Annotated in this window: 22 protein-coding genes and 1 tRNA gene; 4 read left to right on the forward strand and 19 right to left on the reverse strand. The window is 51.7% G+C overall.

Features of this window, described 5'->3' with window-relative positions; all coding sequences use genetic code 11:
- Positions 1 to 56 precede the first annotated feature (56 nt).
- The 6 genes from prmC to WGC32_RS01510 all read right to left on the reverse strand — a co-directional run bounded on the left by prmC (position 57) and on the right by WGC32_RS01510 (position 6185).
- Positions 57 to 917 carry a peptide chain release factor N(5)-glutamine methyltransferase gene (prmC, locus tag WGC32_RS01485; RefSeq protein ID WP_342680443.1) on the reverse strand — a complete coding sequence of 287 codons (861 nt, stop codon included), beginning with the start codon at positions 915 to 917 and terminating at the stop codon, positions 57 to 59.
- 21 nt (positions 918 to 938) lie between these two features.
- Positions 939 to 1871 (reverse strand): DUF1385 domain-containing protein, encoded by a 933-nt coding sequence (locus WGC32_RS01490; protein ID WP_342680444.1) that lies wholly within the window; start codon positions 1869 to 1871, stop codon positions 939 to 941.
- A 67-nt stretch (positions 1872 to 1938) separates the two neighbouring features.
- The gene (locus tag WGC32_RS01495) at positions 1939 to 3420 is read right to left on the reverse strand and encodes a sensor histidine kinase (protein ID WP_342680445.1); all 1482 of its coding nucleotides are present in this window, start codon (positions 3418 to 3420) and stop codon (positions 1939 to 1941) included.
- Positions 3421 to 3458: 38 nt separating this feature from the next.
- Positions 3459 to 4151, reverse strand: a complete 693-nt coding sequence (locus WGC32_RS01500) for a response regulator (protein ID WP_191482419.1) — start codon at positions 4149 to 4151, stop codon at positions 3459 to 3461.
- 32 nt (positions 4152 to 4183) lie between these two features.
- The gene (locus tag WGC32_RS01505; protein WP_191482418.1) at positions 4184 to 5527 is read right to left on the reverse strand and encodes a hypothetical protein; all 1344 of its coding nucleotides are present in this window, start codon (positions 5525 to 5527) and stop codon (positions 4184 to 4186) included.
- A 160-nt stretch (positions 5528 to 5687) separates the two neighbouring features.
- Positions 5688 to 6185, reverse strand: coding sequence for a nitroreductase family protein (locus tag WGC32_RS01510; protein ID WP_191482417.1), 498 nt, complete (start codon positions 6183 to 6185; stop codon positions 5688 to 5690).
- A gap of 310 nt (positions 6186 to 6495) precedes the next feature.
- Here WGC32_RS01510 and WGC32_RS01515 point away from each other — a divergent pair, with 310 nt between their 5' ends.
- From WGC32_RS01515 to WGC32_RS01525, 3 genes are read left to right on the forward strand one after another with little or no spacing between them, the layout of a single operon-like run.
- Entirely contained in the window at positions 6496 to 7464 is a 969-nt protein-coding gene (locus WGC32_RS01515; RefSeq protein ID WP_342680446.1) for a carbohydrate kinase family protein, read from the forward strand.
- A 26-nt stretch (positions 7465 to 7490) separates the two neighbouring features.
- Positions 7491 to 8444, forward strand: coding sequence for a carbohydrate kinase family protein (locus tag WGC32_RS01520; RefSeq protein WP_342680447.1), 954 nt, complete (start codon positions 7491 to 7493; stop codon positions 8442 to 8444).
- A 30-nt stretch (positions 8445 to 8474) separates the two neighbouring features.
- Complete coding sequence (locus tag WGC32_RS01525; protein ID WP_342680448.1) at positions 8475 to 9440, forward strand: carbohydrate kinase family protein; 966 nt, start codon at positions 8475 to 8477, stop codon at positions 9438 to 9440.
- Between the two features lie 52 nt (positions 9441 to 9492).
- Here the strand turns inward: WGC32_RS01525 and WGC32_RS01530 are convergent, their stop codons facing one another.
- The 7 genes from WGC32_RS01530 to WGC32_RS01560 form a co-directional block, all read right to left on the reverse strand.
- Positions 9493 to 10149: an SGNH/GDSL hydrolase family protein gene (locus WGC32_RS01530; protein WP_342680449.1), complete on the reverse strand. Its 657-nt coding sequence runs from the start codon at positions 10147 to 10149 to the stop codon at positions 9493 to 9495.
- Positions 10150 to 10275: 126 nt separating this feature from the next.
- Positions 10276 to 11715, reverse strand: a complete 1440-nt coding sequence (locus WGC32_RS01535) for a nicotinate phosphoribosyltransferase (RefSeq protein ID WP_342680450.1) — start codon at positions 11713 to 11715, stop codon at positions 10276 to 10278.
- Entirely contained in the window at positions 11712 to 12254 is a 543-nt protein-coding gene (locus WGC32_RS01540; protein WP_191482411.1) for an isochorismatase family protein, read from the reverse strand. The genes WGC32_RS01535 and WGC32_RS01540 overlap by 4 nt, the downstream gene beginning before the upstream one ends.
- 156 nt (positions 12255 to 12410) lie before the next feature.
- Entirely contained in the window at positions 12411 to 15074 is a 2664-nt protein-coding gene (locus WGC32_RS01545) for an ABC transporter permease (protein ID WP_342680451.1), read from the reverse strand.
- Positions 15071 to 15754, reverse strand: a complete 684-nt coding sequence (locus tag WGC32_RS01550; protein WP_191482409.1) for an ATP-binding cassette domain-containing protein — start codon at positions 15752 to 15754, stop codon at positions 15071 to 15073. The genes WGC32_RS01545 and WGC32_RS01550 overlap by 4 nt, the downstream gene beginning before the upstream one ends.
- Positions 15755 to 15858: 104 nt before the next feature.
- Positions 15859 to 16860, reverse strand: a complete 1002-nt coding sequence (locus WGC32_RS01555; RefSeq protein ID WP_342680452.1) for a sensor histidine kinase — start codon at positions 16858 to 16860, stop codon at positions 15859 to 15861.
- Positions 16857 to 17549 carry a response regulator gene (locus WGC32_RS01560; protein WP_191509914.1) on the reverse strand — a complete coding sequence of 231 codons (693 nt, stop codon included), beginning with the start codon at positions 17547 to 17549 and terminating at the stop codon, positions 16857 to 16859. Before WGC32_RS01560 ends, WGC32_RS01555 begins: the two co-directional genes overlap by 4 nt.
- Positions 17550 to 17713: 164 nt before the next feature.
- Between WGC32_RS01560 and WGC32_RS01565 the strand changes: the two genes are divergently transcribed.
- Positions 17714 to 17790, forward strand: a tRNA-Val gene (locus WGC32_RS01565).
- 130 nt (positions 17791 to 17920) lie between these two features.
- Here the strand turns inward: WGC32_RS01565 and WGC32_RS01570 are convergent.
- From WGC32_RS01570 to WGC32_RS01595, 6 genes are read right to left on the reverse strand one after another with little or no spacing between them, the layout of a single operon-like run.
- Positions 17921 to 18340 (reverse strand): winged helix-turn-helix domain-containing protein, encoded by a 420-nt coding sequence (locus WGC32_RS01570; RefSeq protein WP_342680493.1) that lies wholly within the window; start codon positions 18338 to 18340, stop codon positions 17921 to 17923.
- A 5-nt stretch (positions 18341 to 18345) separates the two neighbouring features.
- Positions 18346 to 18726 (reverse strand): metal-dependent transcriptional regulator, encoded by a 381-nt coding sequence (locus WGC32_RS01575; protein ID WP_342680453.1) that lies wholly within the window; start codon positions 18724 to 18726, stop codon positions 18346 to 18348.
- Positions 18727 to 18742: 16 nt separating this feature from the next.
- Positions 18743 to 20176, reverse strand: a complete 1434-nt coding sequence (locus WGC32_RS01580) for an ABC transporter ATP-binding protein (RefSeq protein WP_342680454.1) — start codon at positions 20174 to 20176, stop codon at positions 18743 to 18745.
- Positions 20173 to 20904, reverse strand: coding sequence for an energy-coupling factor transporter transmembrane component T family protein (locus WGC32_RS01585; protein ID WP_342680455.1), 732 nt, complete (start codon positions 20902 to 20904; stop codon positions 20173 to 20175). Before WGC32_RS01585 ends, WGC32_RS01580 begins: the two co-directional genes overlap by 4 nt.
- Entirely contained in the window at positions 20904 to 21515 is a 612-nt protein-coding gene (locus tag WGC32_RS01590; RefSeq protein WP_342680456.1) for an MptD family putative ECF transporter S component, read from the reverse strand. The genes WGC32_RS01585 and WGC32_RS01590 overlap by 1 nt, the downstream gene beginning before the upstream one ends.
- On the reverse strand, positions 21512 to 23272 hold the full coding sequence (locus WGC32_RS01595) for an ABC transporter ATP-binding protein (RefSeq protein WP_342680457.1): 1761 nt from the start codon (positions 23270 to 23272) through the stop codon (positions 21512 to 21514). Before WGC32_RS01595 ends, WGC32_RS01590 begins: the two co-directional genes overlap by 4 nt.

A 23272-nucleotide genomic window follows, 5' to 3' on the forward strand; every position in this document is an offset into this window, starting at 1 on the left:
TTTCATAAGGAGTGCAACAAGTTTCTCCTCATATTTTCACTTTTGGCCGCTCAAACTCAGCGGTTGCTCCTCCCCCATACGGCCCGGTCATTGCCTCCGTAATCCTTCGCGCAGCCCACCTGCATAAAACCCTCCTGACGGAGAATCTCCATGACCTGTGCTGCCTGCTTCCATCCGATTTCAAAGAGCAGATATCCCCCAGGCCGGATACGTCCTTTCCACAATCGGCTGATTCTTTTATAGAAGAAAAGCCCCTCTTCCTCTGCTCTCAGCGCCATCTTTGGCTCAAACTGCACCTCTTTTTGCAGCGCTTCCATCTCCTCCGGACGGATATAGGGCGGATTTGATACAATAAGATCAAATTTCCCATCTACACATCCAGTGTCCAAGGCGTCTCCCTGCACCGCCGCCAGGTTGACAGCCTGGTTTCTCTCCCGGTTGCGCTCAAGATAGGAAAACGCCTTCTCAGAAAGCTCCACCGCCGTCACCCGGCTGTCCGGCCGCTCATGGGCCAGGGCGATGGCAATACAGCCACTGCCGCTGCAAAGATCCAGGATGCGCGGGGCCTCTTTTCCCTTCAGCAGCGCCAGGGCTTGCTCCACCACTGTTTCGGTATCAGGCCGGGGGATCAGTACCCCCTCCCCCACCCAAAAGGGAAGGCCAAAAAATTCCCACTCTCCCAGAAGATACTGGAGGGGATAACCCTCCATTCTGCGGGAAACCATCGCCTCCAGTCGGGTCATCTTTTCCCGGTTCTCTTCCAGATTTTCATCTATTTCCCTCTCTGGACTAAGCAATTGCGTTCTGGAAAGGGAAAACACCTTTTCAAAAAGCAAAGCAACCTCAAACGCAGGGGAGGATACCCCTGCGTTTTCCAGTTGCTTTTTTATCTGATTTGCATATGCCTTCAAATTCAAATATTTTCCGCCTTTCCGGATTTACCAGCGGTCGTCTTCACTTTCGTCCTTGGGCAGAACCGGCAGGAAAGAAGCCAAAGCTACCTCCACCTGGGATGCATCCGGCTCAGCAGTTGTCAGCCGCTGCAGCCACAAGCCAGGCGCGGAAATAATCCGGGTAAGTATATTGTCGTGGCGGCCGGCAAATTTAATAATCTCATAGGCAATGCCTACCACCAGGGGCAGGCAGGCAATTTTCAGCACCACCCGCAGAACCAGGCTGTCCCAGGTCACCACCGAAGAAACCAAAATGGAGAGGATCAGGACAATGAGCAGGAAACTGGTGCCGCAGCGGGGATGAAAGCGCTTTTCCTTCAACACATTTTCTACCGTCAGATCGTTGCCGTGCTCATAGCAGAAGATGGTTTTGTGTTCTGCCCCGTGATATTCAAATACCCGGTGGATATCCTCCATTCTGGAAACCAGGGCTAGGTAGATTACAAAAATAGCAATCTTAACCACCCCTTCAATAGCGGACAGGGCAATTCGGGAGCTAATATAAGGCTGCAATAATTTTGTCAAAAACGCCGGCACAATGATAAACAGTAGCAACGCCAAGGCAACGCCTAAAATCAAGGCCACCACCGAAATGACACCCATCAGCTTTTCCCCAAAGACCCGGGTCAACCACTGGTCGAACTTGCTTTCCGATTCGACATCATCGAACCCGGCTTTCTCTGCGGATTTCATCAAGGTCCTGTATCCGTCTATAAGCATGACCACAAAGTTGATAACTCCCCGGATAATTGGAATCTTCTTATACCATTTAGGTCCGGGATTATCCCAGGTTTCCACGTCGATTTCTCCAGAGGGGGTGCGCACTGCCATGCAGCTTTGCTTTACGCCTTTCATCATCACACCCTCAATGAGTGCTTGCCCTCCAATGGATGTCTTAAAGTCTTTTCGTTTCTCCAATATTGCTTACGCTCCTTCTCTCAACATTTAGGCGCGGCCTAGAACCATCAGACGCAGGACATCTATTTTATTCTGGCCGTTGATCTATTGCCGAACGGACATTCTCTTCCGCCATCTTATCAATGGAAGCCTGTACCTTTTTGGTCATCAACGGCAGGCTGATGGTCACGCAGGTACCCTCCCCTTCCCGGCTTGTGATATTGATAGAACCGCCATGCATCTGGATAATCTCATCAGCAACGGCAAGCCCAATACCGGAGCCCCGGCGAGTAGAATTTCCTTTATAGAATTTTGTTTTGATTTTAGGCAGATCCTCCGCGCTGATACCACAGCCGGTATCCTCCACGTCGATATGGACAAACTGCTCAAATTCTGTCGCGGTGATTGTAATCTTATCACCATTATCCGAATATTTCAATGCGTTGTCGATAATGTTCACAAAAACTTGACGCAGCCGGTTTTTGTCCCCATAAATTACCCAGAATTCCTCTGGTTCATCATAAATGATCTCCACGCCTTCCCGCTTGGCCCGCTCGGTAAACATGAGGACCGCATCCGAAAGCTCTGCCAGCAGGTCCAGCTTATTCATCACCAGTTTCAGTCGTCCCGACTGCATCCGGGAGAAGTCCAGTAGCTCCTCCACCATACCGGAAAGCCGGTCTGTCTCTTTGAGAATGACCCCCATCCCCTTGCGGATGGTCTGGGGATCAATCGTCTCATCCTCACTCTCAGCCATCAGCGTCTCGCCCCATCCCTTAATAGCAGTCAGCGGCGTACGAAGTTCATGGGAAACTGAAGAGATAAAGTCATTTTTCATGGTCTCAGCAGTGGAGAGTTCCCCCGCCATATAGTTGATGACGTCCACCAGTTCCCCGATCTCGTCATCATTCTTCTTTTTCAGGCGGTAGTCAAAGTCGCCATGGGCGATTTTGCGAGCCGCTTGGCCCACTTCTCCCACGGGATTGACAATTGAATTAATAAAATAGGAGCTGGAAAGAACGACAAAAAAGATAATCACCGCCGCAACAGCGGTCACCAGCGCGATTAAAAGAACAATCTGCTGATCCACCTGCTCTAGGGAAACCACAAAGCGCATGGCCGTAAATTCCTGATTGCTCACCGGGGACATAACGGTGACCGCCATGACATTCTCCCCGTCAACAGTTCCCTGAAAGTGGCCAATCGAGTTGGAGGAACTCAGAGCCTGTTCATAATCAGGCATATAGTAACGATTATCCGGCTCAAAACCAGAGGATGTCAAGGCGATATCCCCGTCGGCATTGATGGCCATCAGTTCAATGAGCTCTTTCTCCGAATAGTTTTCCACATAGCTGCGCACCTCGGTGGCAAAATCGGTGGCGCTATCCCGCGCATAGGTCTCCAGAAGGTTACCCATAGCCGTGGCACGGGTGGTGAGAATCTGTTCCACGCCGTTATAGTAGTAGCCCTGGATTCCTACGGCAAACACAATTTCTATGGCAAGGAGGATAACCAAAATAACAGCCATACTGTTAAAAAACCATCGTCTGGTAATTTTCTTAACCGCCATGGTCCCCCTCCTTTCCCCTGCTGCCTGTCGTTATCTCTCTATTCCTGCCATTTGTAGCCATAGCCCCACACCGTTACCAGATGCTTAGGGCTGGAGGGCTCATCCTCAATCTTCATCCGAAGCCGCCGGATGTTTACATCCACTATTTTAATATCGCCGTAGTAGTTTTCGCCCCATACCTTGGAGAGAATCTCACTGCGGTCTAGCGCCACGTCGGGGTTGCGCATAAAAAGCTCCATGATCTGAAATTCCACCTGGGTCAGATCTATGTTTTCTTTATTCTTTTTCAGGGTCCGGCTCTTGATGTTCAGCTCAAAGGGGCCGGATACAATCAGGGAGCTTTCATCTGTCTTGTTGGCCATGGTCACCCTGCGATGGATGGCATCCACCCGAGCCACCAGCTCCGAGGGACTAAAGGGCTTGGTCACATAGTCATCAGCTCCCAGCATCAAACCGTTGACCTTATCCATCTCCTGGGTTTTTGCCGAAAGCATAATAATGCCGATGGTGTTGGAACGCTTGCGGATTTCTTTGCAAACGGTAAATCCATCGATCCCCGGCATCATAATATCCAGAAGGGCAACATCAAAATTGCCGTCATTTTCATCAAATACCCGCAGGGCATCCTCCCCGTTGGATACATCGGTGACATCATATCCGGAACGTTTGAGGTTGATGACCACAAAATCCCGGATGACGTCTTCATCTTCTACCACTAAGATACGTTTCATATGGTTACCTCCTCATCTATCATGGCAACGCATCACACCAGCAGCTGAAATTGCTCCCTAGCCTGCTCCAATGTCAAGGCCAGCTCTGGATCCGCGTTTTCCGGAACGTACATATAATACTCAAATATACCCTTTGTATCGACCAAAGTCCGCTGGCTGATGGTATTTCTGTCTTTGTATTCGTCTTCGGAATAGACATTGATATAAAGCAACGCGTCACTGTCATTTTCCAAAGTCTCGTTAAAGCGAATAAACTTCCACTCGTTGGAGACAAAGGTGGTGACCACCGTCACCTGATCCACCCACTGGGGCGGCATAATAAACATATAGCCATTTTCGTGGTTGACGACAGCCGAAAATACTTCAATACATTGCCCCTCCTCCCACTGGTTGTAGTGGGTGAGATAGAGCGCGCCGTCCTCCACTTCACTATCATAGCCGGGCAGGGGGGTATTGTAAGGCACTTCAATGATGCCGTCTTCGTTGACGTCTCTGCTTGGCAGGTCAGATGACCGCATGGTCAGGTTGAAAACTTCATCCTCCTGGGTCTCATAGATGATTTCATCAGCCGTCACCTGTAGCATTTCCGTGCCCATCATGCTCTCTCCCAGATAAACGTCAGCGTAAAGCTTGACGCCGCCTCCTTCCAAAGAGGTGGACTCAATCTGGGAATAACCCATGATGCCGTCCCGCAAAGGCTGGTCCACCAGCGGCTGCACCCTACCCAGTCGATAGCCTACCGTGCGAACGCTGCTGCGCAGGGTAGAGGTGGAATTTTTCAGAAGGATCAGTTCCTTGCGCAGGTCACCGTTTAAATCCTCCACCACCATTTCAGAGTAGGTATCCATGTCATCGCTGGTTGTCTCATCAGGATAAACCGACACCAGCTTTTCCCCTTCATAGGAATAAATACCCACGCCCTTTTCGGCACGGTTAATCAGATTCCAACCGATAATCATATCCTTGCGGTCAACACTGGACACATTTTCAAACATGACCCGGTCCACGTCCACACCGCCGCTGCCATTGGCTTTGTCGTAGACGGAAACCCATTCATCATTCTGTTTGTCCAGAATTTTGATGCGGACACTGGGATCCTCCTGTTGGGGATCATAGAAGGCAATGGCTTCCTCCTCACCGTCATCATCAATGTCATACATAACAAAAGCCGAACGATATTCTCCCGCTTTAGGATACTTGAGCTTGATTGAGGAGCTGACAGCAGTCTCCACCAAGGCGTCGTAAATCTCTCTTTGCTCCTGGGTCAGCTTCGGCGGACTTAACAGGGATTCCACATCCGGCTGTATCTTATCGCAGGAGGAGAACAGCACCATCAGCATACCCAGCATCAGGCAAACAAACGATTTGATTTTCATAGTTCCCCTCCTTTCAACCTTCTTTAAAAATCATACTCAAAAAGGATTCAGCGTATTTATTTTACCACAGTCTACCAATTCATGCCACCAGAAAATTTCGGCAAAACCTTTTCCAATCTATGAATAGATAAAAGCGCTGGTAAGACCAGCGCTTTCCTTTTTACCAATGGTTTCTATGAACCGCTTTTGCATCATAGCGGTCTGGGACAGGCTTCTCTTCATCCGGGAAGCCGACGGCAATGCCGCTGTATGCCTTCACGTTTTCAGGCAGCCCTAACAGCTTGCTGAAAGCCTCCATCCGGGAGGCGTTGGGCTCGATGCCGCACCAACAGGTTCCGAGGCCCAGTTCATAGGCCTGCAGCAGAATATTTTCCGTCGCGGCCGCGCAGTCGGCGGTCCAGAGGTCGGAAGACAAAGCAGTGTCTCCGCAGACAATAATGGCCATCGGTGCTGTTTTCAGCATCCCCATATAGGGATGGATCTTCATGATTTCCTGAAGTACAGCCGGATCGTCCACCACCACAAAGTGCCAAGGCTTGACACCCCGTCCGGTAGGCGCATAAAATCCCGCCTGCAAAATCTCCTCCACCATTTCCGGAGGAACCGGTTTGCTCTTGTATTTGCGGATACTTCTTCTGTTTTTGATGGCGTCCAGCATAAATATACCTCCCTTTGGCTGTCGGTGTGTTCTCATTTTTCATCTTACCCCTGAAAAATGAGAAAGTCAATGACCCATCCCTTGTGCACAAGTATCATTTTTAATATAACAACTCTCCTGTGTTTTTCAAATCCCTATTGTTTTGAACGAAAAATTCCCCATGATTATTTATTAAATATTGATATTGAAGCAAAATTCTTTTTCCACTATAATTTATAAGAGAAATAGTTTCGCTGAAAGCGGCCAATGGCCGCTTTCAGCCCTGCCGCAACGATGGCTTGTCATTGTATCGGTCAAAGGAGGTCTTTTTATGAAAAAGATTGCGTCTATCGGCATGGTAGCCGTGGATATCATCACCAATCCCGCTCCTGCGCTCCCCGCTATCGGACAATGCAAACGGGTGGATACCATCAAGATGTATGTAGGTGGCAATGCCGCCAACTCCGCTCTGGACCTAGCCAAACTCGGCGTTCCCGTGCGCCTGGCCTGCCGCATTGGCGGCGATAGCTTGGGCCGGTTTGTCCATGGGGAGTTTGACCGCTACGGTGTCAATACCCAAAGCGTCACCATCGATGAGGAGGCGGAAACCGCTACCTCCATTGTCTGTCTGGATCCGGCTGAAAAGAACCGGCGCTGCCTCCTTTCCACCCAATCCAACGACTTTTTCTGTGCCGATGACATCTCAGATGAACTTCTCGCTTCCTCTGATATTATCTTTCTTACCGGCATCTGTCAGTTAAAAAAATTCGATGGAGATCAACTGACATCCTTTGCCAAAAAGGTTCACGATATGGGAAAATTTGTGGCCATGGATGTTCTGTGGGATCTCGATGACCAGTGGCTTCCCAAGTTTAAGAAAGCGCTACCCTATGTGGATCTGTTTATGCCAAGCTTTGACGAGGTGGAGCAGATGATTCATAAAAGCGATCCTTATGAAATGGTCAAGGTTCTCCGTTCCTTTGGGCCCCAGAATGTTATCATCAAGCTGGGCCGTCACGGCATCATCGTCATGGAGGGGGATCAGGAACCCTACCGCATGAGCGCCTGGGATGTAGAAAACATTGTAGATACCACCGGCGCCGGCGACGCTTTCTGCGCCGGTATCCTCACCGGCCTTGCCAAAGGGATGAACCTTTCGGACGCTGCCAGCCTGGGACAAGCCGTCTCCGCCTTCTGCATTCAGGATTACGGCACCTACGCCGGGGTGAAATCCCTGGATCAGATCTTCTACGCTATGAATTCCGGCAATATGAAACCCTATAGCGCTTATTTAGACTAAGACACAGCAAAGGAGAAAAAATATACATGAAAAAGATTGCCTGTATTGGTATGACCGCCATTGACGTCATTACCACACCCGTCACTAGTCTCCCGCCCCTCAACACCGTTTACCATGTGGACAAAATCCGTATGTTTGTGGGGGGATGCGCCGCCAATGCTGCCCTGGACTTGGCCAAGTTAGGGCTGCCTGCCCGGCTCGCCTGCCGGCTGGGGGACGATATTTTCGGACAGTTTGTCATGGGAGAGCTGACACGTCATGGAGTAGATACCAGCAGCGTTACCCTAGATACCAACGTGGACAGCGCCGTCACCATTGTCTGCCTGGATCCGGTGGAAAAAGAAAGACGGTGCCTGACAACCTCTGAGTCCAACGATCATTTTGACCAAGGTGATATCACCGAGGAACTCCTTCAGGAGAGTGACATCATTTTTATGGCCGGTATGTGCCAGCTGAAGAAATTCGACGGCGCCCAATGCGGACAATTCGTCAAACGGGCTCATGAGCTGGGGAAATTTGTGGCTATGGATGTCATGTGGGATTTTGAAGGGATATGGATGCCCAAAATTGCCGACGCTCTGCCCTACCTTGATCTGTTCATGCCAAGCTATGACGAGGTAGTGGAGCTAATTGGGGAAAAGGACCCTGAAGCCATGGTGGAAGTTCTCCATCGTTTGGGCCCAAAAAATGTAGTGGTTAAACTGGGCAGCCAGGGCGCCATTGTCAAGGAGGGGGATGGTGTGCCCTACCGCGTCCCCATCTTCCCCTGTGATCCAGAAGAAATTGTGGACGTCATCGGTGCCGGCGACTCCTCTTGTGCCGGCACTCTGGCCGGACTTGCCAAGGGGATGCCCTTAAAAGATGCCGTCGCCTTTGGCCAAGCGGTGGCCTCCTACTGCATTCGGGCTCAGGGTACCTACAACGGCATCCGGCCTATGGAGGAAATCCTGGCAGCCATGGAAAAAGCCAGTATAAAATAAAAGAAAACATAGAGAAAGAAGGTATTTTTCATGAAAAAAATTGCCATCATCGGCTTGGCCTGTGTGGACATCGTAGCCTCTCCTGTCAACGAATATCCTGAGATGGGTTCTATTTTCCCCACCGATTCCATCAAACAGTTTGTGGGAGGCAACGCGGCCAACAGTTCCATCGACTTCTGCCGTCTTGGTGTCGGCGAAAATATCTCCCTGTGCTGCCATCTGGGAGATGATCCCATGGGCCGTTTTGTCATCGAGGAGCTCAAGAACCATGGTGTGGATACGCAATACGCCGTTATGGACCCCACTGTGGATACCACCGTTTCCATTGTTTATATCAACACTGAGGTCAACGACCGCTATGCTGTTCTCTGCCCCAAATCTGCCTACGCCTTCCGCCGGGCCGATATTCCCGACGCTTTCATCGATCAAAGTGATATTGTCTTTGTCACCGGCCACATGATGCTGGGCCAGTTCGACTATGAATGCGCCGATTTCTTTAAAGAGTGCAAGGAGAAGGGCAAATTCACCGTTTTGGATGTTATGTGGGATCTACAGGGAAAATGGATGGAAAAAATTGAAAAGGTTCTCCCCTATATCGACCTGTTTATGCCAAGTTATGATGAGTGCCGCTACATGACCGGCACCGAGGATATTCGGGAAATGATCCGCATCTATCGGGAAAAAGGGACCCGGGATATGGTCATCAAATGGGGTAAGCACGGTGTGGTCATCGCCAAATATGGGGAGGAGCCCTATATCGTCTCCCCCTGTGAAAACGTCAACGTCCTGGATACCGTAGGCGCCGGTGATGCTTTCTGCACCGGTACCCTCACCGCATTGGCCATGGGTAAGCCGTTGCAGGAGGCCGCTCAGCTGGGCAGCGCCGTCTCCGCCTTCTGCATCCAGGGTTCCGGCACCTACTCCGGTGTTCGTTCCTTAGAGGAAACCGTGGCATTCCTCAAAGATCATCCCGCCAGAATTCAGCCTTTGGATTAAAGGACCAAACCTTTCCCATAAAAAAGCAGCCGTATCAAACGGCTGCTTTATTTTATTTCTTCTCTCCGAAGATCTCCAGTACCTTTTGATAGACAGCTTCTCCCAAACGGCGGTGGCTGTCAGCATATAGATGAAGGCCATCCTCCTTGGAAGGCTCACAATAAAGGGCCGCATCCAAGTAATGGACACCATTTGCATCCGCAATCTCTTTGTAATAAGGGGCAAACAGCTTGCTCTTTTCCACAGCCTCCATTCCAAACTCCAACCCCGCATGGGTGCCGGGATGATCAGGGGGAACAAATCCGATCAGAGGAGGGGCAATCATCAGGATTTCCGGAGTGCCGCCGTCAGGACCACATTCCGCCTTTTTCACATGCTTGACCAGGGTCTCCACCCCTTTGGCAATATCCCAGGCGTTGCAGCTGAAACGTCCTTTGGCCGCATTGGTGCCCAGCATGATGATGACCAAATCCAGAGGATAGTGACTGGCCAGGCAGGGATCCAGATAGGCAAGACCGTCTTTGCCCTCCATCACCGGATCTTCCCAGACCGGAGTCCGGCCATTGTTGCCCTCTTCAACGACGTGATACTCCGGCCCCAACAGATCCCGCAAGACTCCCGGCCACCTGGTATGCACATCGTAGCGTTTCTTGTCCATGGGACGGTATCCCCATGTATTAGAATCTCCATAGCACAAGATATCTCTCATCCAATCTACCTCCTTTTCTTTCTCTTCCACTTTATCACAAATTTTTTCTCCCCTCAATGGCTATAAAAAAAACTGGGAGGAAAACTTCCTCCCAGTTTTTTGTATACAATGTCCATACAATAAGTCTTATTTGTTCTGCTCCAAAAGATCATGCTTAATGTCCCACAGCTTTTTAGAAAGGTCCACATAGTAGTTATGGGGATTTTCAAACCGTTTGACCTCATCCCAGAGGGTATCGATCTGTTCGGCGCAATAGGCACGGATGGTCTCTACATCCGGGGCGTCATAGACCTTTTCCCCATTTTTAAAGATGGGAACCATCAGTTCTTTGGCCACAAAATCCCGCAGCGTTTTCTTTTTCCAGGTAAAGTCGGGATCAAAAATTGTCAAAGGCTTTGTATCGTCAACGATTTCATCGTGTAGGCAGATCAAATCCGCCGCCGCCTTGCCCGACTCCCGCTCAAAAAGGCGATACACCTTCTTGAAATGGGGGTTGGTGATTTTGGCCGCATTCTCGCTGATCTTGATCTTCGGAATAATATTGCCCTTTTCATCCTCTACCGCCGCTAGCTTGTAGACACCGCCGAAAACCGGATCGCTTTTGGAGGTAATAAGGCGCTCACCGACACCAAAGGAATCCACGCAGGCGCCTTGCAGGAGAATATCCCGAATAATGGTCTCATCCAAGGAGTTGGAGGCCACAATCTTACACTGGGTAAGCCCGGCGGCATCCAGCATTTTTCTGGCTTTTTTGCTCAGGTAGGTGATATCTCCCGAATCAATGCGGATGGCGCAGTTTTGGATGCCCTGGGGCAGCAATACATTCTGGAAAGCCCGAATGGCATTGGGGACACCGGAAGAAAGAACGTTATAGGTATCCACCAGCAGGGTGGCGCTGTGGGGATAGAGCTTGCAGTAGGTCTCAAAGGCAGTGTATTCATCGTCAAACATCTGCACCCAGGAGTGGGCCATTGTGCCGTTGGCCGGCACACCATACATCCGGTCAGAAAGGGTGCAAGCACTGCCAATACAGCCGGCAATATAAGCTGCCCGGGCTCCCTGAACCGCTCCGTCCGGTCCCTGTGCCCGGCGGGAACCGAATTCACTGACCGCCCGTCCGTCAGCTGCCCGGACAATCCGGTTGGCCTTGGTGGCAATGAGGGACTGGTGGTTAAGGCTGAGCAGAATGAAGGTCTCAACAAACTGGGCCTCAATGGCAGGAGCCCGCACCGTCAAAATAGGCTCCCGAGGGAAAATCGGTGTTCCCTCCGGCACAGCATAAATGTCTCCAGTAAAGCGGAAATGACGCAGATAATCCAGGAACTTCTCATCAAACACGCCTTTGGAGCGGAGAAAGTCAATGTCCTCCTCATCAAAGTGAAGGTTTTCGATGTAATCGATGACCTGCTCCAGTCCCGCGGCAATGGCAAAGCCTCCCCCATCGGGCACCGAACGGAAAAATACATCAAAATAGCTGATTCTATCCGCCATACCCGAAAGCAGATATCCATTGCCCATGGTCAGTTCATAGAAATCGCACAGCAGTGTATAGTCCATATCCTTCATTTGTCTTCCTCCTTGCGGCCGGTGACCGTAATCTGCAGGCCTTCCATTACATCTAATGCTTTTTGGTGGATCTCCCCCATGCCGGAACCGGTACAGCCAGCATCCACCAGGATCTCTGCCTCCGGTGCCGCCGCTTTGCACAAAACTGCATTGGAGATGACGCAGATATTGGACACAAGCCCTACCAATTCAATTTGGTCAAATTTCTGTTCTTTTACATACTCCGCCAGGTCGAGAGAGCCAAAGGTCACCTTCTCAAAGCATCTGTCCTGAGGGCTACAAAGGTCTGCCACCCTGCCATAGAGCTGCCATCCATCGGTACCTTTGAGGCAATGGACAACCGGCAGCTTTCTCCCCTCCTGGGTGGAAAGGTAATCCTCTCCATGGGTATCGAAGGTAAAGATGATTTCATCTCCTCCCGCCCGATACTCCGTGATCTTTTGACAAATGGGATCCTCTAATTTTTCAGCTCCTGGAAAGCCCAGGCTGCCGGTGACAAAATCTTTTTGATAATCCACCACAATCAGTGCCCGTTTCATCGTCTTCTCCCTCTTTCTCCCTTGGGAAACTCTACTTTCCTTACCTTTTCCCTTTTATTATTCCTATCATACACTGATTATCCCCCCTTGACAAGCATTTGTCGACGCAAAAGCGCCTGCCCTATGACATAGGCAGGCGCTTTTGATAAGGCAATTTTAGAGATTTTCAGTTCGCAAAGCGTCGATGATATTTTCCTTTTTCACCTTATGGCTGGAATAGAGCATGGTCACCCCGACAATCAAAAATACACCGACAATGGCGATGGCAACACTCAGCCAGGGGATAACCATCTCAAATTGGAATCCTTCCATCATGGATATGTGCATGAGCACCATAATGGCGGCGCTGATAGGCAGGCCATAAAGGAGAGCCTTGAGGCCATAAAAGATACTTTCATACCGGAGCATCTTACTGAACCCCTTGGGGGTCATTCCCACCGATTGGAGCATAGCAAATTCCCTGCGGCGGAGGGAGATGCTGGTAGAAATGGTGTTGAAGATATTGGCCACACAGATGGCTACAATCAGGATGACAAAGCCATAGGTAAAGACCGAAACAATCATCTGCATCTGTTTTCCTTGGATCCGGGTCTGATACAGATTATTGACATTGATCCCTGCATTCATCTCTGCCTCCAGGTCATAGATGTCATCCTGCAAGCCCATGGGGTCACTGCTGATAATATAAGCGGTGGTACTGCGGCGAATAAAGGCTTCCTCTTTCATCTGCCCCACAATGCTGTCAAAGACCTCCTGGGAGACCACTATATTGAGACTATTGCTATTGCCAAGATTATAAGCTCCCATGGGCAGCTGCGCCGTCAATTTGGCTACTGTCAGATCAGTGAGCTTTTCCATGACGGGTTCAGCCCCCTCCACGTTGTTGTAATCCGCGGCATCATAATAGAGAGGCAGGCTTTCCCCTTCCCGCAGGAGGATGGATTTCCCCTCTGATTTCTTCCCTGTCGCAGGGTCGTTGTACTGAACGGTGTCCACCACAATAGCGGCAGGATGCTGAGGGTCCTTCAAAGCGGAAAGATCTGCGCCGACCTGGCGCGCATATTCCTCCAAAGATTCATCGCCCATAGAACGCAGGGACAGATAATAGGGATAATACCCCTTTTCATCCGCCGATTGTCCTCCGCTGATAAAAGAAGGGGTCTGTTCCTCTGTGGCATAGGCAATCAGCATCCCCTCTTCATCACTTTGCACATAGGTATCCATTTTTTCCAGCTGTGCCAGTTTTTCAAAGAAGGGCGCAATGTCATTTTTGTCCTCGTAATAGCAGGATACCGACATATCATAGTTGACGCCATCGACGGAAAAGGAAAACGCCTTTTGGAGTACGGCGGTGAAGGTGGAAACGGACAGAAACAAAACCACGCTGATGATAAGGGAAAATATGGTTGCTTTATAGCGGCGGCGGTTACGTTTGAGGTTTTTCAGCCCCAATTCCGCCTCAAACCCAAAGATTTTTCGGGTCAGCTTGGAAGTTTTTACATCTTTTCCCCGGATGCCGATATCCGCCGTCTGCCGGATGGCGTCCACCGGCGTAATGCGGGACGCCCGCCGGGCGGGAATCCAGCAGGAAATCAAGATGGTGACCACCGAGAGAAGGCAGGCGGCCAGGATAGAGCTCCAGGATATTTTCACCTGCAACGATTCGCTGACATTGAGCAGGTTTTGCAATATGGGACTGATGCACCAGAAGGTCACCGCCATACCGGCAAGACCTGCCAGAATTCCCAACGGGATACTGATGCCGCCGATGACAGCGCCTTCGAACAGGACAGAATTGCGTTTTTGCTTTTTGGTGGCTCCCACACTGGCCAGCATCCCTAACTGGCGGGATCGTTCTGATACGGAGATGGCAAAGGCATTATAAATCAAAGAGATGGAGCCCACGATAATAATAACGATGACGATGGCAATCAACGAATAAAGACTGGTCTGCAGTCCGTTGCTGCCAAAAACGCCGTAATAGGCCAGCAGGTCGCTGTGATAGGAGGGTTCAACACCTAGCAGTTCTTTCAGGGATTCTCCTTTCTCAAAGATGCTGCTGTCGACTTTGGCAAAGGTTACCGCCCCATTGAGGGTATCCTCTGACGAAAGGGCGTCTATATCCAGGTGTGTCAGCACCGTATAAGCCGGCGAAGAGGCATAAATCCAGCCTGGATCCTCCATAATGCCCACAATGGTATATTCCTTCTGAATGTTTTTGGGTACTAACTCTTCCCACACTCCATCTTCCTGTTTGACGGTGCCGTAATAAGGTTCAGATCCGGAAGCTTTGTATTCGGTGGCCATGTCATTATCCCCTTGGGGCAGATGGATAATCCGGTCACAGAGATTGGCCGAAATCCGGTTGCCTACAGCAAAGAGAGGGCTATCATTGGCCATCTGCTGGGTGATGACGATTTCATTATCATTTTCCGGAAGGCGCCCTTTGAGAATGTTGACGCCATAATTTTCAAATGCCTGCTCGTCATATTCTTTGACCAAAAGATAAGGCTTTTGGCCAGGAGAAGGGCTTTCTTCCAGCAGAGACCATCCCGCATCCCGGGACAGAAGGACCTGATCCCCCTTGTTAAGCTGTCCCTGGATCTGGGTGGCCTGGTCGCGGCTGATGTCGGAAAAGAGCAGGTGCCAGTTGCCGCTGGAAGCAATCTCCGAGCGCTGCATCAAATCCATGAAGGAAACCGCAAAGGTGGCAACCGCCGTAATCATGGCAGTGGAGATAATGATGCCGATGATGGTAACCAGGGTCCGTTTGCGGTTGAGACGGAGGTTGCGCAGGGTCAGTCTATTGACGATATTCATCTGCGGATCACCTCATCCTTGGCAATCTTTCCATCCTCGATGGAGATGATTCGATCCGCCTGCAATGCAATACGCTCATCGTGGGTGATGATCATCAAAGTCTGGTTAAACCGCTTGTTAAACATTTTTAATAGGGAGACGATTTCAGCGCTGTTTTTGCTGTCCAGATTGCCGGTAGGCTCGTCGGCCAGGATAATGGCCGGATTGTTGATAAGGGCCCGGCCGATGGAGACCCGCTGCTGCTGGCCGCCGGAAAGCTGGTTGGGCAGATGTCCCATCCTGCCAAGCAGTCCCAGGGACTGCACCAGGCTGTTCAGATGCTGTTTGTCCACCTTCCGCTGGTCTAAGAGCAGAGGCAGTGTGATATTTTCCTCTACATTGAGAACAGGAATCAGGTTGTAAAACTGATAGATCAGCCCTATCTGCCTGCGGCGGAATACCGCCAGCTTGGTCTCGTCCAGCGCGTAGATATCGGTGCCGTCCACATAGACCTTGCCGCTGGTGGGACGGTCCACACCGCCCAGAATGTGCAGCAAGGTGGACTTTCCGGAGCCAGAAGGCCCGATGATAGCCACAAACTCCCCTTTTTCCACCGTAAAAGACACGTCATCCAGCGCCCGGACCGCCGTCTCTCCGGCGCCGTAAATCTTGGACAGATTCTGGATTTTGAGTATTTCCATAATTCTTTCCTCCTGTACTGCGGACTTGATGTCTTTATCATAAAAGGGGCCCATGACTTTCCGGTGACTTTAAAGTGACAGTTTTGTCACCTAGGCTTATTGCCCTATACCACCTGCTTGTAAATACGAATGGTAAAGCAGGTCCCGATTCCCGGATGGCTTTTCACCTGAATCTGACCATTCTGAGCCACAATCACACTGCGAGCCATGGCCAGACCAATCCCCACGCTTTCCTCACCTGCGTTTTTACCCCGGTAAAAGCGTTCGAAAATATGGGGCAGATCCTCAGGAGCAATTCCCTCCCCATCGTCCCAGATCCGCATCTGGGTGTAAAGGGGATTTTCCTCTGCGTCAATGCCGATATGTCCGCCGGAGCGGCTGTGTTCCACACAGTTTTTCAGGATATTGATCAGGGCCTCCCCAGTCCAGTTGTAGTCGCAGACCACATAATCCTCTTCTTTGACATGGTTTTTCACCTCGATCTCCCGGAGCTCTATGGGGATCGAAAGGGTGGAGAGGGCATGTTGGATCAGCTGGCTTACCTGTACCTGCTGCTGTTTAAACTGGACGGCGCCAGCGTCGATTTTAGACATTTTCAGCAGGGCAGTCACCAACCACTCGATCCGCTCCAGCTGCCGGCGGATGTTTTCAGTAAACTCCATCCGTTTTTGCGGAGAAAGATTCGGCTCGCTGAGCAGGTCGGTCATGACCATCATAGAGGTCAGCGGTGTTTTCAGTTGGTGGGAAATATCAGAAAGGGCGTCGGCAAGGTATCGTTTGTCCTTTTGAAGCAACTCCGTCTTTTCCGAGAGCATACAGGTCATCTTGTAAATATCGTTTTTGAGAATGCTCAGTTCCCCCTCGGCGCTGTCCCGGATGTCCAGGGTGCTCTGTCCGGAACACACCCGCTGAAGGTATTCTGACAAGCGGGCAATCTCCCGATACCGCCAAGCGGTAAAAATCCCCGCTGCCGCCAAAAGCAGAAGATAGGTAAGGGCCGTGACAATTCCGGCCAGGGGGGCGATGCCCCAGGCAAGAAGGGTGCCGGCCATACCGATGAGCGCAAAAGCGATGACAAATCGCCTGATTTCTTTGTTTCGGATCATTTGTTTCCCTGCCCTTCCCATTTATAACCCAGACCCCGGATGGTGATAATGTGGCGGGGCTCCTGAGGATTGTCCTCCAATTTTTCCCGAAGGCGCTTGATATAGACCGTCAGGGTGTTGTCGTTGACAAAATCCCCCGCCACATCCCAGATGCCTTCCAACAGCTGGTTGCGGGAAAGCACCTGTCCTACATGCCCTACAAAGGTCAAAAGAAGCCGATATTCCAGTGCTGTCAGAAACACTTCCTCGTCCTCTTTATAGACTTTCGCTTCCATGGTATTGATTCTCAGATTGCCAAAGGTGAGGACAGGGGAGGATGCCCCTGCCTTTCCATACCGCCGCAGCACCGATTTGATCCGGCTCATCAGTTCCCGGAGCCGAAAGGGCTTGGTGACATAGTCATCCGCCCCCATATCCAGCCCCATCACCACATTGACCTCGTCATCGCAAGCCGTGAGAAAGACCACCGGAATGTCCCCTTTCTCCTTGGCCAGCCGGCAGACCTCATAGCCGCTGCCATCTGGAAGAGTCAGATCGATGAGACAGAGGTCGATCTCCTGCCCCGCCAGCGCTTCCCTGGCCGCTTGGACATTGGCGCACCATACGGCCTCATATCCTTCCTCTGTCAGAGAGTATTCCAGTCCGGACGCTATGATCCGGTCATCCTCTACCATTAAAATTCGCGTCATCATTACCCCGCCTTCCCAGAATGAACTGTTTCCTATTATACTGTAAACTTGCTCAGGTTGCATGACAAAATTGTCATAATCAAAGCAGGATTTGATCCTGGGAATTTCTTTCTATAAAATTCTGGACAAGAGAGGCCAAATCTGGTATAATATTTTTTGCATTCGGAGGCATAGCTCAGCTGGTTAGAGTGCTTGCTTCACACGCAAGAAGTCGAGGGTTCGAGTCCCCCTGTCTCCACCACAACGAATAAATCCGAACCTTGCGCCGGTTGGCAATGGGTTCGGATTTATTCTTATCATGAAAGAGGTCATTCCATAAGAAAGACTCTTTATGCAATCTTTTTGACTGCATGAAGAGCCTTTCTTGCGGTTTAACCATTTTTCGATATTTCCAACGCATATCCAAAATTCCGAACACAACGAAGCGCATGCCGATTATCTTTTTCCCATCCTAACTTGCGCCGAATTGTTTGAACATGGTGACTGACCAGTTTTCTTGCCTCGCCGTAGTCGGGTTCACGCCAAACTCTCTCATAGATTTGCCCGTGCGTCAATACATGGTTTGCGTTTTTATACAAGTACAAGAGAATCTCGTACTCCGTTTTCGTGAGCAAAATCTCTTGGCCATAGCAGAATACCCGGCGTTGGTTTTCACGAATCTCCAGGGCAGAAGATGTAGATTGCGTTTCAAACTGCGGCATTTCCATATAATCAATACGCGTGACCGAGCGGATTAAATTTTGAACTTTAAGGACAATATCTTCTTCTCCGTCCTCAAAGAACAAAAGCATCACTTTCAATGGACCTTTTTATCCTGCCTTTCCATGGTCTGCTTCAGTTTTTCAAATGAATTCTCACTGACCCCATGTTCCATATGGCAGGCCTCCTTTGCCGCCGTTTCAGGGTCCACACCTGCGGCAATTAACCGTTGCGTGAAGAAGCGGTGGCGCTCATAAATTTCTGCGGCAATTCTTTCTCCAGATGGCGTAAGTGTGACGGAACCGTCTTCATCCCGGCTTACATGTCCCATTTTCTCCAATTCTTTGACAGCCCGGCTCACAGAAGGAAGCGTGACATCCATCCGCTCCGCAATGTGGATGCAGCGAACCCTTCCGTGAGTCTGCCGCAAGGTAAATACCGCCTTTAAATAGTTCTCCATAGAGGATGTTAAGACCATAGGTTACGCCTCTCTTTTATTTATCCCGCAGCACATTGCGGTGATAGCGCAGCTTGCCCTGCTCCAGATAAAGCACGCAGTCAGCGGCCGCTGCAATCAAGTCCATGTCGTGGGTAATCAGCAGCAGGCATTTTCCCGCTGCGGCAAGCTGCCGGAGCAGCTTTACCGTCAGGCGCATATTGTACCCGTCCAGGCCGCTTGTGGGCTCGTCAAAGACCAGGAGGTCCCGGCCGCTCTCCGCCGCAAGCGCCAGCAGCAACCGCTGCTTCTGCCCGCCCGAGAGGGAGGCCGGATGGCGGACAGCAAAGGGCTCCAGACCCATTTCGTTCAGCCTTGCCAAAGCTGCCTGCCTGAGCTCCGGCGACGCCCTTTTTCCAATCAGGAATTCGTCTACCACAGTGGGGGCATAGAGCTGGTAGTCGGCATCCTGCTGCACGAAAAAGGACTGTTTGGTGCGGCGTTTTCGTTTCAGATATGCTCCATCAATTTGAACCGTTCCCATGGCACGGCATAGTCCGGTGATTGTACGGCACAACGTAGATTTTCCGGCGCCATTGGGCCCGGCGATGGCGAGGATTCTGCCGCTTCGGGCCGAAAAGGTGACGTCCTCTAAAATCTGCCGCCCGTCCAGCATACAGGAAATTTGAGATGCTTGAAATGCATCCTCCGGCTTGGAGAGAAATGCCCCGCCCACCCGGAAAGTGGGCGGCTGGAAGGGGCGCAGCCCCATGACCGCCAGCTGCCCCTCTGTCAGGCTAAGCGCCTCGCTGCGGCTGTAAATGGCGGAAATCTCCCCATTCTCCATAAATACCAGCCGGTCAAAGGAGTCGCAGACATAATGAAAGCGGTGCTCTGAGAGCAGGATGGTATGCCCGGCCTCTTTCAAGCGGTACAGCAGGGCGCCCAAACGCACCATAGCGTCACTGTCCAGGTTGGCGGATGGCTCGTCCATGACGATGACCTTGGGTTCCATGGTGCAAACCGAAGCGATGGCAATCAGCTGTTTCTCCCCGCTGGAAAGCGGGAAGATTCGCCGGTCCAGCAGGCGCTGAAGGTTCATCTGGCTACACACAGCCTCCACCCGCTGCTGCATCACAGATTGCTCCATGGGAATATTCTCCATGCCAAGAACGATCTCATCTGTGGTATTTGTGGTAAAAAACTGGCTGCGGGGGTCCTGGAACACGCTTCCCACCATCGTACCAAGCTGGTGAACTGGCATTTTCAGGGCGTCCTGTCCATCCAGCAGATAGCTGCCGGTAAGTTCACCCGGATAAAACTGCGGGCACAGCCCGTTGAGTACACGGGTCAGGGTGGTTTTTCCGCATCCGCTCCGGCCGGCGAGGATCACCAGTTCGCCCCGCCCCACTTGCAAATCCACATGGCGCAACTGGCTGTCTCCCTCACGGCTGTTTTCATAGGTAAAGGAAATATTTTTCAGTTCAATCAAAGGACACCGCCCCTCTCCAGAAGCAGAACTGTACAGGCGACAGCAAGCAGTAGGGCAAGAAGCGCAGCGTCCTTCCAACAAAACCGGATGGAGCGGTAGCTGACCGTCTCCCCGGAAAACCGTACGCCCCGCACTGTCATAGAGGCGGAGAGCTCCTCCGCCACCTTCGTCGTGCGAAGGATCAGCGGGATCAGAATATACTCTACCGTAGTGGGAAGATGGGTCAGGGTGTGCAGCACCCCTACCCCAATCCCACGGAACCGCTGGGAAGAACGGATGGCCCGGTATTCCCCAGCGATTGTCGGAAAGAAGCGCAGTACAACTGCCGTCCCGATCCCCGCAGCCTTTGGCAAATGCAGTTTTTGCAGCGCCGCCATTAAGGAACCGGTGGGCTCCCCGGCCAGGCAGATTACAAAGGAGAGGGGGACCAGCACCTTCCGGCTGACGATGCCGATGCTGGACAGCATGGAGCTGACCGAAAAGGCGACTCCGCTGTCCATCAGATGCACGCCCAACCAGCCAATGCCATAAAAAATGAGGTAATACAGCCCGTAGGGAAGGATTTTGCCGCCATTGCCTGCCAGCATGTGGATAAGCAGGCACGCCAGAAACAGGCACAGACACCCAATCTCAGAGCGGATCACGAGAATAGCGGCAATCCCCAACAGACAGAGCAACAGCCATGTGCGGGGGTCTGGTTGAAAGCGCCTGCGCTTTTCGGCTCCCATTACGCAATTCCAGCCGGTTTAAAGTGTTTGCCCAGCATTTTCATCCCCAGCGCATAGCCGGCGATGGACAGCGCCGCCGCAGCCACCAGGGCTATGGCAATGTTCTGCGGCGCCAGCCAGAAGCCCTCCAGGGATGCAATGGCGGCATCCGCACTGACTGCGTCCATACCCATGGACACATAGCTCTGCACCAAACTATCGCGGAACAGCAGCATGGTCAAGGTGCTGCCCATGGCGTTGAGCATCCAGGTGAGCGTATGAGGAACGGCAGAGCGAATTTTGCTTCTATATCCGCCGCCAAGCATGATAAGCTCGTTGAAAACCGCTAAAACAATAAAGAAGATGAAAACGTACACGCTTCCTGTAAACAGGAAGTACAGCCCATAGATGGCGGGGATAATAAACTGTGTGCCTATTTTGGGGCACTTCTTGATAATCAGGACATAGATAATTCCGTTGATCAGCCCGGCAAGCCCGGGGGCGAGAAAATAGACAAGCTGGAGATTGGCCGCAAAGGGCATGGTAACCACAAGTCCAATGGCCGTCTCCACGCAGGCGAGGAGCAGCACGATGACGAATTCCTTCAGGCTTAAAAATTTAGATTGTTTCACTTTGTTTCCTCCTTAGTTGACTGAAAAGTTGACTGAAATGTATAAGTTCCAGCTTGATTCTGTAATCCCCACAGCCGGGCATAGAGGCCATTTTCCTCGACAAGCTGGTCATGGATCCCTTGTTCTATGATTTTTCCGTCCTTCAGCACGAGAATTTGCTCTGCGCCCCGGACGGTTTTCAGGCGGTGGGCGATCATCACAACTGTGCGCTCTTTGGCGATCTCATCCAGCGCCCGCTGCACCATGGCCTCATTATCGGCGTCCAGAGAAGCTGTGGGTTCGTCCAGCAGCAGGATGGGTACATCCTTCAAAAGTGCCCGAGCTAGGGAAATGCGCTGACGTTCACCGCCGGATAAAGTGGCACCGCCTTCGCCGACCATGGTGTCGTAGCCCTCCGGCAGGGTGGAGATAAATTCGTGGCAGCAGGCTTTCCGGCACGCCTCCACCATTCGTTCCTCACTGATGCCCTCATTCCCGAAGCAGAGGTTTTCCCGAATCGTCCCGCGGAACAGGTAGGCGTTCTGCATGACCATGGAGATCTGGGCAAGCAGGCTGTCTGTCCGGATTTCCCGGATGTCCCTTTTCTCCATGCGGATATGCCCCATCTGATAATCCCAAAACCGGGCCATGAGCCGGAGCAGCGTGGATTTCCCACTGCCGGAAGGCCCCACCAGGGCGGTAAGGGAGCCGGCGGGCGTTTCAAAGGAGACGTCCCGGATTACATCCAATCCCTCCCCATACCGGAAAGACACGTTCTCAAACATATATGCATCCCCGTGTCCAATTTCCGCCTCGCCCGTGGGCTCCGGGGTGGTCATGACCGCATCCAGCCGCCGGCCGGAGGGAGCCATCCCACGGAGAGCCGAGATACTGGCCACCAGCATCAGCTCGGCCTCCACCAGTTTGGTGGCCAGAACAAGAAAGCCTGCAAAATCCAATATACCAAGGCTCCCGCCCAGGAGCAGGTACATCCCCACCGCCACGGTTACCGGCACGATGAACCGCACCAGGGAGGCGCAGAGGTTGCTGAGACTGCCCGCCACGGCTTCGTCCTTAAGGGATTCATCCCGCAGGTTTCCCATTGCCTTTTTCAGGGTGTCAAACCCCTCGCCGGTACGGTGATAGGCTTTCAGGTCCTTCATGCCCCGCAGATATTCGTTGATCTGTGTAGCGGCGTGGGCCTTTGCCTCCATGACCCGGCCGCTGTGCTTCTCCTTCACCTTGGCAACCAGCAACATGAGCAGCGCACAGACGGGCAGCATACCGAACATGGCTAGCCCCATGCGCCAGTCATATACGCAGATCCAAACAATGGAAATCGCAAGCAGCGCCCCAACGCCCAGCGGGTATGGCAGCCAGTAGCAGAGCGTGTACTCCACATTGGCAAAGTCGTTTGAAAAGGAGCTTATCAGTTCGCCGGACTCCTTGCTTGAGAAGAAGCCCAATGGCTGCCGGCGCAGCTTTTGTATGTAGGCAATGCGCTTGTCCGCCGTATCCCGGTACGCCTTGCCGTAGGTGAAGTAATAGGAAATCAGCTCAACTATATACTGCAGCACAAAGCACCCAACGCCAAGGGCTGCCAGGGTAATAAGCCGGAACAGATCCAGGGTATAGGGCGGCACAAACGCTTCGCCAAGAGTGTAGATAGCCATGTAGGCCAGAATGGCCGGGAGCATGCTGCACGCCTGGGAAAGGAACAGCCACAGCGTGGGCTGGAGGATTTCCTTTGGCTTATGAAAAGTAAACTGCCGTATCAT

The organism is Zongyangia acetica (assembly GCF_038739695.1).
In the GTDB taxonomy this organism is placed as follows: domain Bacteria; phylum Bacillota; class Clostridia; order Oscillospirales; family Ruminococcaceae; genus Zongyangia; species Zongyangia gallinarum.

Excerpts from the sequence above, each read along its gene's own strand:
- WGC32_RS01495 (WP_342680445.1), bottom strand. The coding sequence starts at position 3,420 with ATGGCGGTTAAGAAAATTACCAGACGATGGTTTTTTAACAGTATGGCT.
- WGC32_RS01500 (WP_191482419.1), bottom strand. The coding sequence starts at position 4,151 with ATGAAACGTATCTTAGTGGTAGAAGATGAAGACGTCATCCGGGATTTT.
- WGC32_RS01505 (WP_191482418.1), bottom strand. The coding sequence starts at position 5,527 with ATGAAAATCAAATCGTTTGTTTGCCTGATGCTGGGTATGCTGATGGTG.
- WGC32_RS01510 (WP_191482417.1), bottom strand. The coding sequence starts at position 6,185 with ATGCTGGACGCCATCAAAAACAGAAGAAGTATCCGCAAATACAAGAGC.
- WGC32_RS01515 (WP_342680446.1), top strand. The coding sequence starts at position 6,496 with ATGAAAAAGATTGCGTCTATCGGCATGGTAGCCGTGGATATCATCACC.
- WGC32_RS01520 (WP_342680447.1), top strand. The coding sequence starts at position 7,491 with ATGAAAAAGATTGCCTGTATTGGTATGACCGCCATTGACGTCATTACC.
- WGC32_RS01525 (WP_342680448.1), top strand. The coding sequence starts at position 8,475 with ATGAAAAAAATTGCCATCATCGGCTTGGCCTGTGTGGACATCGTAGCC.
- WGC32_RS01530 (WP_342680449.1), bottom strand. The coding sequence starts at position 10,149 with ATGAGAGATATCTTGTGCTATGGAGATTCTAATACATGGGGATACCGT.
- WGC32_RS01535 (WP_342680450.1), bottom strand. The coding sequence starts at position 11,715 with ATGAAGGATATGGACTATACACTGCTGTGCGATTTCTATGAACTGACC.
- WGC32_RS01540 (WP_191482411.1), bottom strand. The coding sequence starts at position 12,254 with ATGAAACGGGCACTGATTGTGGTGGATTATCAAAAAGATTTTGTCACC.
- WGC32_RS01545 (WP_342680451.1), bottom strand. The coding sequence starts at position 15,074 with ATGAATATCGTCAATAGACTGACCCTGCGCAACCTCCGTCTCAACCGC.
- WGC32_RS01550 (WP_191482409.1), bottom strand. The coding sequence starts at position 15,754 with ATGGAAATACTCAAAATCCAGAATCTGTCCAAGATTTACGGCGCCGGA.
- WGC32_RS01555 (WP_342680452.1), bottom strand. The coding sequence starts at position 16,860 with ATGATCCGAAACAAAGAAATCAGGCGATTTGTCATCGCTTTTGCGCTC.
- WGC32_RS01560 (WP_191509914.1), bottom strand. The coding sequence starts at position 17,549 with ATGACGCGAATTTTAATGGTAGAGGATGACCGGATCATAGCGTCCGGA.
- WGC32_RS01570 (WP_342680493.1), bottom strand. The coding sequence starts at position 18,340 with ATGCTTTTGTTCTTTGAGGACGGAGAAGAAGATATTGTCCTTAAAGTT.
- WGC32_RS01575 (WP_342680453.1), bottom strand. The coding sequence starts at position 18,726 with ATGGTCTTAACATCCTCTATGGAGAACTATTTAAAGGCGGTATTTACC.
- WGC32_RS01585 (WP_342680455.1), bottom strand. The coding sequence starts at position 20,904 with ATGGGAGCCGAAAAGCGCAGGCGCTTTCAACCAGACCCCCGCACATGG.
- WGC32_RS01595 (WP_342680457.1), bottom strand. The coding sequence starts at position 23,272 with ATGATACGGCAGTTTACTTTTCATAAGCCAAAGGAAATCCTCCAGCCC.